This is a genomic window from Xenorhabdus eapokensis, from assembly GCF_001908105.1.
On record NZ_MKGQ01000012.1, the window covers coordinates 14,184 to 30,291 of the forward strand.

Sequence of the window (16,108 nt, forward strand, 5' to 3'; positions counted from 1 at the left end):
ATTGATCTGTTTATCTCATTAACCTGTGAACATTGAAGCCAGCCACCCCATTACATCGTAGCGCAGGGCATTCAGTGCGTAGAGGATAAGAATGACAATCATGGCAGAGAAATCAAGACCGCCCATAGAAGGGATAATACGGCGGATAGGTGCCATTAGTGGTTCAGTTAATTGAATCAGGACATAATCCACAGGGTTGCGCCCTTGGCTGATCCAGCTTAATAACGCGCGAGCGATCACTAACCAGAATACGAGCTTGCCGGCAGCGGTCAGTAACTCAATCACGCTAAACAAGAATATGGCACCAGAAGGAACCAGAAATTGCCCTGTGGCTAACCATATCGGCAACAAGATCTTGATAATAATCAGCAGGTAGGAGAGAAGCACGGACGCGGTATCAATGGGTCCAACGGCAGGAATGACTCTGCGTAATGGGCGCACCACAGGTTGGGTAATTTTAACGATAAATTGTGAGAATGGATTATAAAAATCACAACGTACCCACTGCATCCAGACACGTAGCAGTAAAACGGCAATATATAAATCCAGAACGGTGAAGAAGACGATGTTTAAGAATTGCATGTAGCAGCCCTGATTGAATTAAACCAATTGAATTAAAATAATTTTTCCATTTCCTGTGCGCGGCGGATGGCTCCTTGCATGGCATTGGATACGATTTCAGGCAGCTTGCCTTCATAAAAAATGCGCAATGCTTCAGCCGTTGTACCGCCTTTAGATGTTACCTGCTCCCGCAGGATAGCAAAAGGAAGATCTTTTTGCGTTTCAGCAAGTTTAGCTGAACCTATGGCGGCTTGCAGGACAAGTTCTCTGGCCGTTTCGCTGTCAAATCCCAGACGTTCCGCTTCTTGTTGCATTGATTCCATGAACAGGAAGAAATAAGCAGGGGCACTGCCTGCGATAGCGATGATATCGTTGATACCGTTTTCATCATTTACCCAGCAGACTTTCCCGACGCTGCTCATCAACGATGCCGCAAACTCGCGATCAGCTTGCCCAATATGCTCAGGCGCAAACAATCCACTCATTCCCTGACCTACCAGCGAAGGGGTATTTGGCATGATGCGGATAATATTGAGATTATCCTGCAAGAGCGTGTAAAAACGGGAAATGGGAATGCCAGCAGCGATAGAAATAACCAGTTTTTCACTGAAATCGACGTGCGAATGCAGTGATGTACAAACTTCCGCCATCATTTGCGGTTTAACCGCCAGAACGATAACATCAGCTTCTTGTGCGTAACGAATATTATCGCCTTGACTATTAATGCCATACTCTTTTGCCAGAACATCACGGCGGGTGGTCGTTGGAGAACAGACAGTGATAAGTTCGGCAGGATAACCTTTTATGATTAAGCCGGCAACGATGGCATGAGCCATATTTCCTGCGCCAATAAAGGTGATTTTACGATTTTCCATTGGATAATCTCGTTTATTAATCAGTTAATTTTAGCTATTGAATCAGGTGATTTTCATTTTCTATATTAAGAATTGTACTGACGGGCACCGAATATTGCCGTTCCAATCCTAACGAGTGTAGAACCACAAGCAATGGCGGCTTCCATATCATCCGTCATACCCATTGATAGTGTATCAACTTGGGGATATTGTGCTTTTAGCTCAATCAATGCTTGTTCCATTTGGCGAAAAATGGCTATTTGGCGTTCAAAGTTGCTTTCCGGTGCCGGTATTGCCATCAATCCGCGCAATACCAGATTAGGTAACCCATCAATAGTTGCAACCAACTCAGTTAACTCTTCCAATAAAATGCCTGATTTGCTCTCTTCTCCACTGATATTAATCTGGATCAGAATATTAAGAGGCGACATATTTTCAGGACGTTGCTCGCTTAAACGTTGGGCAATTTTTGCCCTATCAACGGTATGACACCAATCAAAATTTTCGGCAACCAAACGACTTTTATTAGATTGTAATGGGCCAATAAAGTGCCACACTAAATCATCACGGTTAATAAAGTGTTGGATCTTTTCAACCCCTTCCTGCACATAATTCTCACCAAATTCCCGCTGGCCATTGGCTATAGCTTTTGCGATGGCATCCACAGGTTTGGTTTTACTGACTGCAAGCAAAGTAATTTCTTCTGGAGAACGTCCGCATTTTTGCGCTGCAAGTGTCATGCGGTTCCTGACATCGTGAAGATTTTGTTCGATATTGTTCATAATTGACTCAGGAGATAAAAAAATGAATATGGAAAAATGGGTGTCCCTTAGTGTAAAGCATAATGCTTCCGATCTGCATCTTTGTGTCGGGCAAGTTCCGGTTTTGCGTATTAATGGTGTGTTATATCCACAGAGACAATATGAGGAAATTCAATCCCATACTCTTATAACGTGGAGTGAGGAAATATTATCAGATGTACAGAAACAGCAGTTACAAAAGCACGGTCATGTTGATTTTGTGGTAACGATGCCGGATAAACAGCGGCTCAGGGGAAATCTGTTTTATCAACAATCTCATTTATCATTGGTATTGCGATTGATTGAAAATAAATGCCCGACACTGGAGCAACTCTATGCGCCTGACATCATCCAGCATCTTATTTTGCAGGAAATGAGTGGATTGATATTAGTGACAGGAGCGACGGGAAGCGGTAAGTCAACTACGCTGTCAGCTATGATTAATGCTTTGAATAGCCATGCTTGTAAGCACATCATTACGCTGGAAGATCCAATAGAATTTGTTCACCAAAGCCGAAACTGTTTGATACAGCAAAGGCAGATTGGTAAGGATGTTGAGGATTATCAAACGGCATTGAAAGGAGCATTACGCCAGGATCCAGATGTGATCCTGCTGGGAGAATTACGGGATAAGGAAACGATCAGGTTGGCTTTGACAGCGGCTGAAACAGGGCACTTAGTTTTGTCAACGCTGCATACCCGTGGTGCCATTCAGGCGATAGATCGTCTGGTTGATGTTTTTTCCGCAGAAGAAAAAGGTTGGATTTGTAGCCAGTTGGCTGGAAGTTTAAAGGCCGTTATTTCTCAACAACTGCTTCCCGCTAAAGATGGTGGTAGGGTAGCTATTTATGAAGTTTTGGTCATCAATCAGGCTGTTAGTCATTTGATCAGGGAAGGCAAGAATCATCAAATAACATCATTAATGCAGACCGGTGCTGCTCGCGGTATGCAAACTTACGAGCAAAGCCGACAACAACGTAACACGTTGGGATTGTTGGCAGAGCAAAGGGGGGACATTCTGGCAAATGTTTTTTGAGATAAATAGCTTTTGGGGTAAACAGCTTGGGGTAACAGCCATGCTGAATAATGAGTATGGCTATTACGAATATGACTGATATTGTTGTTAGTTATACTGCTGCTCAAACCAGCTTTCCAGAATAATAACAGCGGAAGTGGCATCAACCTTACTTTTATTCAGCGCCTTGTAGCCACCGTGATCAAACAGGTGAGAGCGTGCTTCCACCGTGGTCAATCGTTCATCGTGCAGTTCAACTTGTACCCCGAAACGCCCGTGTATTCGGTTGGCGAATTTGCGGGCTTGTGCAGTAACAGGTTGTTCTGTGCCATCCATATTGAGAGGCAGACCAACAATAACCAAATCGGGCTGCCACTCTTTAAGTAGTTTCCCAATAAGTTCCCAATTGGGAGAACCTTCGTTGGCTTTGAAAGAGGTTAATGTTCTGGCTGTACCTGTGATTTCTTGCCCGATGGCAGCCCCAATACTGCGGGTTCCAAAATCAAAAGCAATGATTGTACGGTTTTTCATCAGGCGTGTCCTGCTTGTGGTGAGAGATTATCAATATTAACCCCCAGCAAAGAAGCCGCTTCACGCCAGCGGATAGCAATAGGGATATCAAAAATGATAGAAGGATCAGCGCTGACAGTCAGCCAACTGTTTTCCATAATTTCCCTTTCCAACTGACCGGCTTCCCAACTTGAGTATCCAAGGGTCATTAAAATATTTTTCGGTTGGCGTGATGTACCCAGGGCTTCCAGCACATCCTTGGATGTCGTGATCATAGTGTGTTCAGAAATCTGAATACTGGAACTGAAACCTGATTGCGGCGTATGCAAAATAAAACCGTGCTCCTCAGACAGAGGGCCGCCAGCCATCACTGGCCGATTGAGATTTATCGTACTGTCTTTATCTTTAGGAACGATATCTAATTTTTGCAAAATACTTTGGATAGAAACTTGGGCTATTGGCTTATTGATAACTAATCCCATTGCCCCGTTTTGATCATGTTCGCAGATATAAACCACGGAACGATTGAAATAAGGATCAGAGAGCGAAGGCATGGCAATAAGAAAATGATGCTGTAGGTTCATGTGTTTTCTGATAATTATTTTGGCAATATAAGAATGACTGGCCCACAGTATGTGGGCTCTTATTATAAATGGCAAATATTGTCAGGAAACGAACGTTGTTTGGCCTGTTATGCGACCTGTTTTTCCAATCGTTTTTCGATAGCATCCATCAGCATGCCAGTAATGGAGATGTCTGGGAATGCCGCTTCTATTTCACGTACACAGGTTGGGCTGGTGACGTTGATTTCAGTTAAACGATCGCCAATGATATCCAGCCCAACAAAAATTAATCCTTTCTCTTTTAATACAGGAGCAACTGCGCGGGCAATTGCCCAATCGCTTTCTGACAATGGGCGTGCTTCTCCACGGCCACCTGCCGCCAGATTACCACGAGTTTCTCCTTGAGCAGGGATACGGGCAAGACAATAAGGTACAGGTTCACCATCAACAACCAGTACGCGTTTATCTCCCTCTTTAATAGCAGGCAGAAAATTTTGTGCCATACAATAACGAGTGCCATGTTCAGTCAGCGTTTCAATAATAACACCGACATTGGCGTCGTCTTGTTTTAAACGGAAGATGGAAGCCCCCCCCATACCATCTAAAGGCTTAAAAATAACATCGCTATGTTTTTTATGGAATTCGCGTAATTTTTTGGCATTGCGGGTGACTAGCGTATCGGGTGTCAATTCCGGAAACCAGGCAGTAAACAGCTTTTCATTACAGTCGCGCAGGCTTTGGGGCTTATTAACGATCAGGCTGCCTTTGGCTTCTGCTCTTTCCAGAATATAGGTTGCATAGATGTATTCAGTATCAAAAGGCGGATCTTTGCGCATTAAAATAACTTGCAAGGTATCGAGAGCGATTTCTTGCTCACTGCCAAACTGATACCACTGTTGGGGATTTTCTTCTACCGTGAGTAAACGTGTGTGGGCGCGAGCCTCTCCTTGATGCAGGTAGAGATCATGCATTTCCATATAATGGATTTCCCATCCGCGTTTTTGTGCTTCCAACAGCATGGCAAAACTAGTGTCTTTCTTGATGTTGATGGATGAAATAGGATCCATCACAATACCGAGCTTGATCATTTTTTCTCCTTAACCCAGGTCACCAAAACGTACTTGCAATGCGGTAATTGCAGTGAGTGCCGTCGTTTCTGTCCTCAGGACACGAGGCCCTAACAGGATATCAGTAAACTGATATTTTGCTGTCATTTCTATTTCTTCGGCAGATAATCCCCCTTCAGGTCCAATCAGCAGGCGCACTTTTTCCACAGGAAGTGGGAGGGTATTGATGCTATGGCTGGCACGGGGATGCAAATTCAATTTTAGGCTGCCATCGTTTTCTGCACACCAGCTTTCAAGTGGCATAACGGGACGGATTTCAGGGATCCGGTTACGTCCGCATTGCTCACAGGCAGAAATGGCAATTTTTTTCCATTGTTGTAATTTCTTTTCCAATCTTTCTGTATCCAGTTTTACACCACAACGTTCAGACAGAAGTGGGGTAATCGTGTTGACACCCAACTCAACAGATTTTTGGATTGTAAATTCCATTTTTTCACCACGGGACATGACCTGCCCCAGATGCAGGTTCAGTGGTGATTCATGATCAGATAATTTGCCATCAAGGATAGTCGCTCTAATCGTTTTTTTACTGGCTTCCGTGATTACTGCATCAAAAACTTGATTACTGCCATCAAAGAGTTGTAATGCTTGCCCGTTACTCATTCTAAGCACGCGACCAATGTGATTGGCAGCATCATCACTCAAATAAATATCCGCTCCTGTTGTAAGCAGTTCAGGGTGATAGATGCGGGGTATTCGCATATTTTTCTTTCCTTCTTTTTCCGGATTCTTCCGGCATGGCGCAAACAGTCACATAACAAAGTTGATTCATTGCCATGATAAATGAGTGCTGTTTGCGTGATCAAGTTATCTCTTGGTTTAAGGGATACAAGAGATCTCCTTGCGAGCTGGTTCGCATATTGATTTTATAAATGCGTTTTTAGCTAAATTTTTATTGCCAATAACCTGAACGAAAAATTAGTATTCATCTTGTTCTGATTGAGGTCAGGAAATAAGGAAAGAAGACGGTAACAGGGATGTTTTTTATAAATTGATGTTAATTTTTTCACAGATGAAAAGAAGGAAGAATTCCATTTTAATTGACGTAGATTATATAATAATTATGTTTTTCTGTAGTACCTTATTGCTATTGGCCGTTATCGATATTAAAACGTATTGCTTGCCAGATATTATCACTCTTCCTTTATTATGGCTTGGGCTTTTAGTTAATATTGATGGTGATTTGGTTTCGATAAAAAGTGCAATATACGGTGCCATATCAGGGTATCTTTTTTTATGGTTTTTGTATTGGTTGTGTCGATATCTCTTAAATAAGGAAGGAATAGGTTATGGTGATCTCAAATTAACCGCGGCAATTGGTGCCTGGTTGGGTGTGGAAATGATACCAATGTTGATGCTAATGGCATCATTATCTGGATTGTTTGGGTTTATAATAATTGGAGCGAAAAGAAAATCTTTTCCTGAATTTATCGCATTTGGCCCTTATTTATGTTTATCCGCAATAATATTGCTGGGGTATGGTATTGGTAGAATATAATATTAATCTGCAAGGTGGAAAGTTAATAAAAAGTGAGATTTTTATTCAAGCTGATTTATTAGGTTGTCGACTATTACTCAATTGCTCACAACTTAAATTTATTGTGTGTTTCAATTTATTAAAAGTAGCTAAATATCACGTCAATTAAAAAAATAACCATGTTTGTTTAATAGGCTTTTTGATTATTAAAATCAGTATTTAATTGGTTTTTGTATGGGGGTGAATATAAGGTATTAAAATGGAATTTGATACAAGTGTTATTAATAATTAATGCTGAGGGTTTGTTTTTTATTTAATGTGTTGGAGTCATTGAAATTAAATAGGGAAGTTTCATTAAGATAATTTTTCAAATATTGCGGCCGCTACTATCCGTAACGCCCGCAATATTTTCAACTTACTGAGGCCACTTCATTTCGCCTTTTAATACTTTGGCACTTAACTCAAGGCTGGATTCGTCAGCCAGATCCGGATAGTGTTTTTTCATGGCTGTAATTAGTGCATTGGAATCTTTTGCTTTCGGTAATTCTTTTTCCAATGTGGTCAGATAATTCTGTGTGAAAGTTACTGAATTCAACGTCATGGATGAATTCCCCAGATAGTGACCTGGTACAACAGTTTTAGGTTGCAAACTCTTGATGCGATCCAATGTTTGTTGCCAATGTTGGCGTGATGCTTTGGTCTGGGTATCCGCAGTCCAGACATGGATATGGTCAGAAACAGTGACACCACCAACAACTGCTTTCAGTTGAGGGATCCAGACAAAAGTACGATCTGCCGCTGGGCCATCTAAACCTTCAACAATCAGTTTTTCACCATCAACAGTGAAGGAATTTCCTTTCAGTGGCTCTGGTACGACGATCTTTTTGGGTGCCTGGTCTGCAAGAATTCCACTCCAATAAGTCAGCTTACCATCTTTGGTTTCATTGATCGCTTTGATGGTTTCTGGTGATGCGATAACTTTGGCGTCAGGGAAAGCTTCGGTGATCACATCAAGACCAAAATAAAAATCAGGATCGGATTGGCTGATATAGATCGTTGTTAGTTTTTTACCTGTTTGCTGGATCATTTTTACCAGCTCTTGGGCATCATTTTTCTTAAATTGGGCATCGATCAGAACAACTTCATGATCACCACTAATAATTTCAGAAGAAACAGGGAAGACACCTTTCTCGCCTGGATTGTAGACATCTAATTTCAGATCTGTTGCTTGAGCCAGTGATGCTATCCCCAGGGAGAGTGTCGCTGCCAGAGCGATATTTAATGTTGTTTTGCGAGCCATCATCGAATTCCTGTACCAAAATGCGTGTTTGCTTGAATAGTATGTATGATAAGTTGCGTATTTCGATTTAAAAACCCCATAATCAGCAACTATTTGTTGCATAAATCGATCGAATTAGAAGTAAAAAATAGGTTGGACGAAATGGATAGGATCACCGCAGCACAAGTGTTTATTACGATTGTCGAACAGGGTAGCCTCATCGCAGCCGCAGAGCGATTGGATATGTCGAGGGCAATGGTATCGCGGTATTTGGCTGAAATGGAAAAGTGGGCAGGAGTTCGCTTATTGCATCGTACAACACGTAAAATTAGCCTCACTTCGGCGGGAGAGAGTGCTTATCAACGCAGCTTTAAGTTAATGGAATTAGCAGAAGAAATGCCTGTACAGCAAGCGCTGGAAGCACAAACCTTGCGAGGATTGTTGCGTGTAAGTTGTTCCCAATCGTTGGCTATCAGTGCATTGGCGGTTGCCATGCCTGAATTTATGCGGATATATCCACACATTGCCGTCAATTTGCAAATGAATAATAAAGTTGTCAATTTGATAGAAGAACGCATTGATTTGGCGATCCGTATTACCAATAATCTGGAGCCGAATCTGATCGCTCGTCCATTATCGACTTGCCATTCCGTTGTTTGTGCTGCGCCTTCTTATTTAGCGGAAAAATCTACTCCCAATAATCCTATGGATTTAACATCACATAACTGCCTGACCTATAACTTTTTCGGCAAAAGTTTATGGGTATTTGAAAAACAGCATGAGCACTATTCCGTTCCTGTCAGTGGTACGTTAAGTGCCAATGAATCGACGGTATTAATGGAAGCTGCTTTGCAGGGCGCCGGAATTGCCATGCAGCCTTACTATTCAGTTTCTTCTTATTTGATGTCAGGGCAGTTGGTTGAGTTGCTGCCTGATTACCAACCTCAAGCAATGGGGATCTATGGCATTTATACCAGCCGCCAGAATATGCCAGCGCCTTTGCGGGCACTGTTGGATTTTCTGGTGGATTGGTTTGCTACATCACCTCACTGGCAGCAATTAATGTTGAAACGCTAATGTCAATTTTTCGGCAAATAGAGCAGCCTGTTGTTTTAAATGGGTAATGAAAGCCTCAACGGGTTCTGAGGAGGGACGATGTATGGGTTTGATTAGACTTACTGTGAATGGAATATCGATACTGAATGGCCGAATGCAAATTTTTGCGCTGTTATCTAAATAATCCAATGCAGTTAGCGGATTTACGATGGATAGACCAATGCCTTCGTTAATCATGGCACAAATTGAGGCTGCGCTATGGGTTTCCATGATCATGTTGCGATTGATTTGATGCTCAGTAAAGATTGTATCAATGAGTTGCCTGTAACTGTCTGTGATCGAGAGGCTGATAAATTTTTGATTGTGAAAATCTGCTGGCGTCAGTTGTGATTTTTGACCGAGAGGATGATTTACAGGTAAGACACAAACTTCATTTAAGGTTATCAATGTTTCTCGCTCAGTACCTGCTGGTGTCTGCAAATGTTCGGTTAAGCCAATATCATAGCGCTGTGCTGAAAGCCATTCTTCCAATAAGGGAGACTCTTGCGGAATGATGGTCAGTTTGGCTTCAGGATAATGTTCGATAAAACTGCAACAGGCTTTTGGCAGCAGGGATTGGGAAAACATTGGCAGGCAAGCGACGGATAATTGCGCCTGTTCAAATTGTCGGATACTGTCAGCCGCGTTGATGATTCTTTCCAGCCCATAATAAGAGCGCTGCACTTCCTCAAATAACCGTAATCCTTGCGCGGTAGGAAACAGGCGGCCTTTGATTCGATCAAACAATTTAAATTTTAATAATTGTTCAAGGCGTGCCAGTTCACGGCTGACGGTAGGTTGGGATGTTTTCAGTAATAATGCCGCGTCAGTCAGGTTCTTAGTCGTCATTACAGCATGGAAAATTTCAATGTGTCGCCATGAGCAGGAGTGCATGTCTTATCTCTTTGGGTGAAAAATAGACATAACGATATCATAAATGAATAGATTGTGGCTAAATGGATATTTTTCTTCCTGCTTTATTATTGTCAATAATGAAGGATCTACTGATTTTGTGGGGCGCTTCAATGACTATATCGAGCTTTACTCATGACTCAGGGAAACATTTTACCCCTGATGATCTACTCCGTTTGCCAATGCAGTACGGAACACCATTGTGGCTTTATGATGGCGATAGCATCATCAAACAAATCAAAAAATTAAAACAATTTGATGTCATTCGGTTCGCACAGAAAGCATGCTCCAATACCCATATTTTACGCTTGATGAGAGAGCAGGGTGTGAAAGTTGATGCAGTGTCATTGGGTGAAATAGAGCGGGCGCTTTATGCCGGTTTCAAACCTGGCCGCGATAAGTCAGAGATTGTGTTCACGGCGGATATGATTGATGAGGCAACATTGTCGCGTGTCATTGAACTGGATATTCCGGTCAATGCCGGTTCTATTGATATGTTGGCACAAATTGGTGAACGTCAGTCTGGTCATCCGGTATGGTTACGTATCAATCCCGGATTTGGGCATGGGCATAGCCAAAAGACCAATACAGGCGGCGAAAATAGCAAACATGGGATCTGGTTTCAGGATCTCCCTCTGGCAATTGCAAAAATTCATCAATATGGTTTGAAATTAGTGGGACTGCATATGCACATTGGCTCAGGGGTGGATTATCAGCATCTCTCCAATGTCTGTAATGCTATGGTGGAGCAGGTCATGCTGTGCGGGGAGGATATCCAAGCTATTTCCGCAGGCGGTGGCTTATCTATTCCTTATAAGGACGGTGAAGAGTCAGTCGATACCGAACATTATTACAGCTTGTGGCATGAGGCTCGTCAACGTATTGAGCAGCACCTGGGGCATCATATTGGGCTGGAAATTGAACCTGGGCGTTTTCTGGTTGCTGAGTCAGGGATCTTAATGGCGGAAGTACGGGCGGTTAAATCTATGGGGAATCGACATTATGTGCTGGTGGATGCGGGTTTTAATGACTTAATGCGTCCGGCGATGTATGGCAGTTATCACCCTATTTCTGTGTTGCCGGTAAACGCGCTACCGGAAACTACATTGTTAGAAACCATCGTTGCGGGGCCGCTATGTGAATCTGGTGATGTGTTTACTCAATTGGAAGGCGGGGAGGTTGTATCACGTATGTTGCCTCATGTTAACGTCGGGGATTATCTGATTTTTCACGCTACCGGCGCTTACGGTGCTTCTATGTCTTCAAATTATAACAGCCGCCCTTTGATCCCTGAAATTTTGTTTACTGGCGGAAAAGCGCGTTTGATTCGTCGCCGCCAGACAATCGAAGAGCTGTTATCACTAGAATCCATTTAAAATAAAAACGGGGCGCTGGTGCCCCGTTTCTTGTCCCATATTGGTATTAATCAGGTTTTTGGGTCAGCATCAGGCTGCTTTATTTTGACGCTGACTTTCAGACTTTTTTGCTGAATTGGGTACAGCAAATGCATCCGGCTTAAATTCATCAACATTGATTGAACGCAGTCGACTGTTTTCAGCACGCTTCAGGATATCGGCTTCTTCCTGAGTAATCTTGTGCTCTGCCAATGCCTGTTCAGCCAATTTATCCAGACGGGTGAAGCTTAGGTTTTTGCCGGCTTCTCGGCTTAGGCGAACATGGATTGGCTCTGCGGCGATGATATCGTGCAACGCTTCTTCCAGTAACCCGTGTGGGTTGTGCTCACTGGGTGTCAGATATTGCCCACGCCCAATTCGGCTACGGGTTGCGGAAGGCGTCTGTAATATCTGAGCCAGTTTGTGATCCAATTTATCAGATGGTGCGGTATGTACACGCCCCAATGGGAAAATAATCACTCGCATTAAACCTGCAACCAGACGGTTAGGGAAATTGCGCAGCAAATCATTCATGGCCTGTTCAGCTTGGTTCAGGCTATCTTCTACTGCCCATTGGATCAATGGAAAATCTTCTTTCTGGCGACCTTCATCTTCATAGCGTTTCAAGGCCGCAGAAGCCAGGAAGATTTGGCTCAAAATGTCCCCCAAACGAGCTGACATGCGTTCACGACGTTTCAGACTGCCTCCCAATACGCCCATTGAAACATCAGAGAGCAGGGCAAGGTTAGCGCTTAAGCGATTGATCTGTTGGTAGTAACGGCGAGTAGCATCATTGACTGGTGAACGACTGGTTCTGCCTTTAGTAATACCAAGCCACAGGCTGCGCAGCATGTTGCTGGCAACATGGCCCAAATGACCAAACAGAGCTTTGTCAAAGTGTTTCACATTGTTGCTTTCTGCTGCGGCGATTTCAGCCAATACATAGGGATGGCAACGGATTGCTCCCTGACCAAAGATGATCATGCTGCGGGTCAGGATATTTGCACCTTCAACGGTAATAGCAATGGGTGAACCCTGATAACCGCGGGCAAGGAAGTTAGATGGTCCAAGACAGATGCCTTTACCGCCAGCGATATCCATAGCGTCAATAAAAGAACGTTGACCTCTATGTGTACAATGGTATTTCACGATAGCAGACAGAACCGACGGTTTTTCGCCCAACATGATACCACTGGTGATCATGGTTGCGGCCGCATCCATCAAATAAGCGTTACCCGCGATACGTGCCAGTGGCTCTTCGATACCTTCCATTTTACCGATAGGCAGCTTGAATTGACGGCGAATATAGGAATAAGCGCCAATTGCCATAGCTGCACTTTTCAATCCCCCTGTTGCGTTGGATGGCAAAGTAATACCACGGCCAACAGACAGACATTCAACCAGCATACGCCAGCCCTGACCTGCCATTTTCGGCCCACCAATGATGTAGTCGATAGGAACGAAAATATCTTTGCCACGGGTTGGACCATTCTGGAATGGGATATTCAGCGGGAAATGGCGGTGACCAATTTCTACGCCTGGTGTATTGGTTGGGATCAAAGCACAGGTAATTCCCAGTGATTCAGTATCGCCCAGCAGATGGTCAGGGTCATACAGTTTAAATGCCAATCCCAGCACGGTAGCGATAGGGGCAAGAGTAATATAACGCTTATTCCAGTTCAGGCGCATGCCAAGAACTTGTTTGCCTTGCCATTCACCCATACAGACAACGCCAGTATCAGGGATAGCTCCGGCATCTGAACCCGCTTCCGGGCTGGTCAACGCAAAACAAGGAATTTCTTCACCACGGGCAAGTCCAGGCAAGTAACGTTTTTTCTGTTCATCTGTGCCGTAGTGTTGCAGCAATTCACCTGGCCCCAAGGAGTTAGGTACGCCAACAGTAATTGCCAGAATACCTGATACGCCGGACAATTTTTGCAATACCTGAGATTGAGCGTAAGCGGAAAATTCCAGGCCACCATATTCTTTCTTGATGATCATGGCAAAGAAACGGTGTTCTTTTAGGTACGCCCAAAGCTCTGGTGGTAAGTCAGCCAATTCATGGGTAATTTGGAAATCATTTGCCATGCGGCAGGCTTCTTCTACCGGACCATCAATAAAAGCTTGTTCTTCAGCCGTTAACTGCGGCTTTGGATAGTTATGCAGTTTTTGCCAGTCAGGATTACCGCGGAACAGATCGCCTTCCCACCATGTAGTTCCCGCATCAATGGCTTCTTTCTCTGTTCTAGACATACTTGGCATAACCTTACGGAAGGCTTTTAGGCCAGGTGCAGAGAATAAAGATATACGTACAGGTGTAAACACAAGAGGGAATAGAACGATGACGAGCGGTAACAGCAGCCAATAACTCCAAAGGCCAGTGATACCCATAACGAATGTATAGGCAACAAGCAGTAAGCTACTGAGCGTCAGGCTGACTTTGTGATAACAAAGCCCGCCAATCAAGATTAAAAATAAGATAATGCTGAAAGCGGTCATAGTAAAACTCCTGTAAATCTCAGGTTGAGTTGTCAGAGGTCTGACCTGTTGTGATGTTCTTCTTTTTTAGATGAGGAAAGTGCATTTATCAATATATTTACATCTTAATTACAATCTAGCTCACAAAGTCGTGTTAGTTTTACAAACGATAATTCTTGCAAGATGTGATGATATCTTCTTTCAAATAGGGGAATCCGTTACACTTGCTGACCAACATTATTAATCCCGAAGACTTTTCAGGAGTATGAGTTCCATGTATCAAGAACTGATCCGCAGTGAATTATCCGAAGCCGCAGATACGCTGGCTAACTTCCTCAATGATGATGCAAATATCGATGCCATCCAAAAAGCGGCGGTTTTGTTGGCTGATTCATTTAAGGCAGGAGGAAAAGTCCTTTCCTGTGGTAATGGTGGCTCGCATTGTGATGCCATGCATTTTGCGGAAGAATTGACAGGTCGTTACCGTGAAAATCGTCCGGGATATCCGGCCATTGCGATTTCTGACCCTAGCCATTTATCTTGTGTGAGTAATGACTTTGGTTATGATTATGTATTTTCCCGCTATGTTGAAGCCGTCGGTCAGAAAGGTGATGTATTGTTGGGCATTTCAACGTCAGGAAACTCTGGCAACATCATCAAAGCGGTTGAAGCAGCTCGTGCCAAAGGGATGAAAGTCATTACACTGACAGGCAAGGATGGCGGAAAAATGGCAGGGACGGCAGATGTTGAAATTCGAGTCCCCCATTTTGGTTATGCAGATCGTATTCAGGAAATTCACATCAAAGTCATCCATATCTTGATTCAATTGATTGAAAAAGAGATGGTAACAGCCTGATTGCTGTGCGTTAGGAATCGGCGTTGGGGTTAGCTGTTAGGGGTAGGCAATGTGTGAATTACTTGGCATGAGTGCTAACGTGCCAACAGATATCGTTTTCAGTTTGAGTGGACTCATTCAGCGTGGCGGACACACTGGTCCGCATAAAGACGGTTGGGGAGTTACCTTCTATGAGGGATTGGGATACCGGACATTTAAAGATCACCAATCCAGTTGCCATTCACCTGTCGCTCGATTTGTACAAGGCTATCCAATCAAATCAGAAGTGATTGTTGCCCATATTCGTCAGGCAAACAGTGGTCACGTTTCCCTGGCGAATACTCATCCCTTTACCCGTGAACTGTGGGGCAGATATTGGACTTATGCCCACAATGGTCAGCTTAAGGGATACAGTAAGCTGAAAACGGGTAATTACCGGCCGGTTGGTGAGACAGACAGTGAATGGGCATTTTGCTGGATATTGCATCAATTATCGCTGAAATATCCCAAGCGACCTTCCAATTGGCCTGCGGTATTTAAATTTATTGCTTCTCTGGCGGATCAACTGAGAAAGAAAGGTGTTTTCAATATGCTGTTGTCAGACGGGCAGTTTGTCATGGCTTATTGTTCGACTCAATTGCATTGGATTACTCGTCGTGCTCCTTTCGGCAGGGCTAAATTACTTGATCAGGATGTTGAAATTGATTTCCAGCAGCACACTCAGCCAGGGGATGTCGTATCCGTCATTGCCACCCAACCTTTAACCGGCAATGAAGTTTGGCATCGTATTGAATCAGGTAACTATGTGCTATTTCATCTTGGAGAGAGAATAATTTGATTCTTTGTGCCAAAAAGGTGATGAATTTCCTCGCGTTACATTAACAACATATTGCCCGCCTATTACGCTTCCTGTGCAGGAATGCGAGTTTCGCAAAATACTCATAGGCGGGCTGTCATTGTTTACAAAACAAGTTCATTAGGAAAAACCAGATTACCAGATTAATAGCGCGATATTTGAATGAAGATCTTAGTTGCTTTCTGATTGAAAATTGCCATGACATAGGGAAAAGTGATAGAAACATTCGTCTTTATCGAGTAGTTGACGGTTTAGCAAAGAAATTATTCTTATTTGCTTGAACTAAGTCACTTGATTAGTCAGACAGTCAGTGGGGGAGATGTTAGAATTACTCCGGCCAAAATTAAGAGAA

16 protein-coding genes are annotated in these 16,108 nt (G+C 43.4%); 6 read left to right on the top strand and 10 right to left on the bottom strand.

What is annotated here, in order from left to right:
- Positions 1-18: 18 nt before the first annotated feature.
- The 3 genes from Xedl_RS10165 to Xedl_RS10175 all read right to left on the bottom strand — a co-directional run bounded on the left by Xedl_RS10165 (position 19) and on the right by Xedl_RS10175 (position 2,197).
- Positions 19-582, bottom strand: coding sequence for a YggT family protein (locus Xedl_RS10165; RefSeq protein WP_074023596.1), 564 nt, complete (start codon positions 580-582; stop codon positions 19-21).
- A 32-nt stretch (positions 583-614) separates the two neighbouring features.
- Positions 615-1,436: a pyrroline-5-carboxylate reductase gene (proC, locus tag Xedl_RS10170; protein WP_074023597.1), complete on the bottom strand. Its 822-nt coding sequence runs from the start codon at positions 1,434-1,436 to the stop codon at positions 615-617.
- A 65-nt stretch (positions 1,437-1,501) separates the two neighbouring features.
- Positions 1,502-2,197, bottom strand: a complete 696-nt coding sequence (locus Xedl_RS10175; RefSeq protein WP_074023598.1) for a YggS family pyridoxal phosphate-dependent enzyme — start codon at positions 2,195-2,197, stop codon at positions 1,502-1,504.
- Positions 2,198-2,219: 22 nt separating this feature from the next.
- Here Xedl_RS10175 and Xedl_RS10180 point away from each other — a divergent pair, with 22 nt between their 5' ends.
- Positions 2,220-3,251: a type IV pilus twitching motility protein PilT gene (locus Xedl_RS10180; protein WP_074023599.1), complete on the top strand. Its 1,032-nt coding sequence runs from the start codon at positions 2,220-2,222 to the stop codon at positions 3,249-3,251.
- An 87-nt stretch (positions 3,252-3,338) separates the two neighbouring features.
- Here the strand turns inward: Xedl_RS10180 and ruvX are convergent, their stop codons facing one another.
- The 4 genes from ruvX to rsmE all read right to left on the bottom strand — a co-directional run bounded on the left by ruvX (position 3,339) and on the right by rsmE (position 6,132).
- The gene (ruvX, locus tag Xedl_RS10185) at positions 3,339-3,761 is read right to left on the bottom strand and encodes a Holliday junction resolvase RuvX (protein WP_074023600.1); all 423 of its coding nucleotides are present in this window, start codon (positions 3,759-3,761) and stop codon (positions 3,339-3,341) included.
- Positions 3,761-4,324, bottom strand: a complete 564-nt coding sequence (locus tag Xedl_RS10190; RefSeq protein WP_074023601.1) for a YqgE/AlgH family protein — start codon at positions 4,322-4,324, stop codon at positions 3,761-3,763. The genes ruvX and Xedl_RS10190 overlap by 1 nt, the downstream gene beginning before the upstream one ends.
- Positions 4,325-4,431: 107 nt before the next feature.
- Positions 4,432-5,391 (bottom strand): glutathione synthase, encoded by a 960-nt coding sequence (gshB, locus tag Xedl_RS10195; protein WP_074023602.1) that lies wholly within the window; start codon positions 5,389-5,391, stop codon positions 4,432-4,434.
- Positions 5,392-5,400: 9 nt separating this feature from the next.
- Positions 5,401-6,132, bottom strand: a complete 732-nt coding sequence (gene rsmE / locus Xedl_RS10200) for a 16S rRNA (uracil(1498)-N(3))-methyltransferase (protein WP_074023603.1) — start codon at positions 6,130-6,132, stop codon at positions 5,401-5,403.
- A gap of 292 nt (positions 6,133-6,424) precedes the next feature.
- On the opposite strand from rsmE, the gene Xedl_RS10205 reads away from it, so the two are divergent.
- Positions 6,425-6,928 (top strand): prepilin peptidase, encoded by a 504-nt coding sequence (locus Xedl_RS10205; RefSeq protein WP_244149693.1) that lies wholly within the window; start codon positions 6,425-6,427, stop codon positions 6,926-6,928.
- A 394-nt stretch (positions 6,929-7,322) separates the two neighbouring features.
- Here the strand turns inward: Xedl_RS10205 and Xedl_RS10210 are convergent, their stop codons facing one another.
- Positions 7,323-8,207, bottom strand: a complete 885-nt coding sequence (locus Xedl_RS10210) for an MBL fold metallo-hydrolase (protein WP_074023604.1) — start codon at positions 8,205-8,207, stop codon at positions 7,323-7,325.
- A 141-nt stretch (positions 8,208-8,348) separates the two neighbouring features.
- Here Xedl_RS10210 and Xedl_RS10215 point away from each other — a divergent pair, with 141 nt between their 5' ends.
- A complete protein-coding gene (locus Xedl_RS10215; protein WP_074023605.1) occupies positions 8,349-9,263 on the top strand; it encodes a LysR family transcriptional regulator in 915 nt (304 codons plus the stop codon).
- Here the strand turns inward: Xedl_RS10215 and Xedl_RS10220 are convergent.
- Complete coding sequence (locus tag Xedl_RS10220) at positions 9,246-10,175, bottom strand: LysR family transcriptional regulator (protein ID WP_074023606.1); 930 nt, start codon at positions 10,173-10,175, stop codon at positions 9,246-9,248. The two genes, Xedl_RS10215 and Xedl_RS10220, sit on opposite strands and share 18 nt — an antisense overlap.
- Positions 10,176-10,306: 131 nt before the next feature.
- On the opposite strand from Xedl_RS10220, the gene lysA reads away from it, so the two are divergent.
- Complete coding sequence (lysA, locus tag Xedl_RS10225) at positions 10,307-11,569, top strand: diaminopimelate decarboxylase (RefSeq protein WP_074023665.1); 1,263 nt, start codon at positions 10,307-10,309, stop codon at positions 11,567-11,569.
- Between the two features lie 69 nt (positions 11,570-11,638).
- On the opposite strand, the gene fadE is transcribed toward lysA, so the two are convergent.
- Positions 11,639-14,086: an acyl-CoA dehydrogenase FadE gene (gene fadE, locus Xedl_RS10230; RefSeq protein ID WP_074023607.1), complete on the bottom strand. Its 2,448-nt coding sequence runs from the start codon at positions 14,084-14,086 to the stop codon at positions 11,639-11,641.
- A 253-nt stretch (positions 14,087-14,339) separates the two neighbouring features.
- Between fadE and lpcA the strand changes: the two genes are divergently transcribed.
- Entirely contained in the window at positions 14,340-14,921 is a 582-nt protein-coding gene (gene lpcA / locus Xedl_RS10235; RefSeq protein WP_074023608.1) for a D-sedoheptulose 7-phosphate isomerase, read from the top strand.
- Positions 14,922-14,970: 49 nt separating this feature from the next.
- Entirely contained in the window at positions 14,971-15,738 is a 768-nt protein-coding gene (locus Xedl_RS10240) for a class II glutamine amidotransferase (protein ID WP_074023609.1), read from the top strand.
- Positions 15,739-16,108: the final 370 nt, after the last annotated feature.

Excerpts from the sequence above, each read along its gene's own strand:
- Xedl_RS10165 (WP_074023596.1), bottom strand. The coding sequence starts at position 582 with ATGCAATTCTTAAACATCGTCTTCTTCACCGTTCTGGATTTATATATT.
- fadE (WP_074023607.1), bottom strand. The coding sequence starts at position 14,086 with ATGACCGCTTTCAGCATTATCTTATTTTTAATCTTGATTGGCGGGCTT.
- Xedl_RS10240 (WP_074023609.1), top strand. The coding sequence starts at position 14,971 with ATGTGTGAATTACTTGGCATGAGTGCTAACGTGCCAACAGATATCGTT.
- gshB (WP_074023602.1), bottom strand. The coding sequence starts at position 5,391 with ATGATCAAGCTCGGTATTGTGATGGATCCTATTTCATCCATCAACATC.
- ruvX (WP_074023600.1), bottom strand. The coding sequence starts at position 3,761 with ATGAAAAACCGTACAATCATTGCTTTTGATTTTGGAACCCGCAGTATT.
- Xedl_RS10190 (WP_074023601.1), bottom strand. The coding sequence starts at position 4,324 with ATGAACCTACAGCATCATTTTCTTATTGCCATGCCTTCGCTCTCTGAT.
- Xedl_RS10220 (WP_074023606.1), bottom strand. The coding sequence starts at position 10,175 with ATGCACTCCTGCTCATGGCGACACATTGAAATTTTCCATGCTGTAATG.
- Xedl_RS10205 (WP_244149693.1), top strand. The coding sequence starts at position 6,425 with ATGTTAATTTTTTCACAGATGAAAAGAAGGAAGAATTCCATTTTAATT.
- Xedl_RS10215 (WP_074023605.1), top strand. The coding sequence starts at position 8,349 with ATGGATAGGATCACCGCAGCACAAGTGTTTATTACGATTGTCGAACAG.
- lpcA (WP_074023608.1), top strand. The coding sequence starts at position 14,340 with ATGTATCAAGAACTGATCCGCAGTGAATTATCCGAAGCCGCAGATACG.
- rsmE (WP_074023603.1), bottom strand. The coding sequence starts at position 6,132 with ATGCGAATACCCCGCATCTATCACCCTGAACTGCTTACAACAGGAGCG.
- lysA (WP_074023665.1), top strand. The coding sequence starts at position 10,307 with ATGACTATATCGAGCTTTACTCATGACTCAGGGAAACATTTTACCCCT.
- proC (WP_074023597.1), bottom strand. The coding sequence starts at position 1,436 with ATGGAAAATCGTAAAATCACCTTTATTGGCGCAGGAAATATGGCTCAT.
- Xedl_RS10210 (WP_074023604.1), bottom strand. The coding sequence starts at position 8,207 with ATGGCTCGCAAAACAACATTAAATATCGCTCTGGCAGCGACACTCTCC.
- Xedl_RS10180 (WP_074023599.1), top strand. The coding sequence starts at position 2,220 with ATGAATATGGAAAAATGGGTGTCCCTTAGTGTAAAGCATAATGCTTCC.
- Xedl_RS10175 (WP_074023598.1), bottom strand. The coding sequence starts at position 2,197 with ATGAACAATATCGAACAAAATCTTCACGATGTCAGGAACCGCATGACA.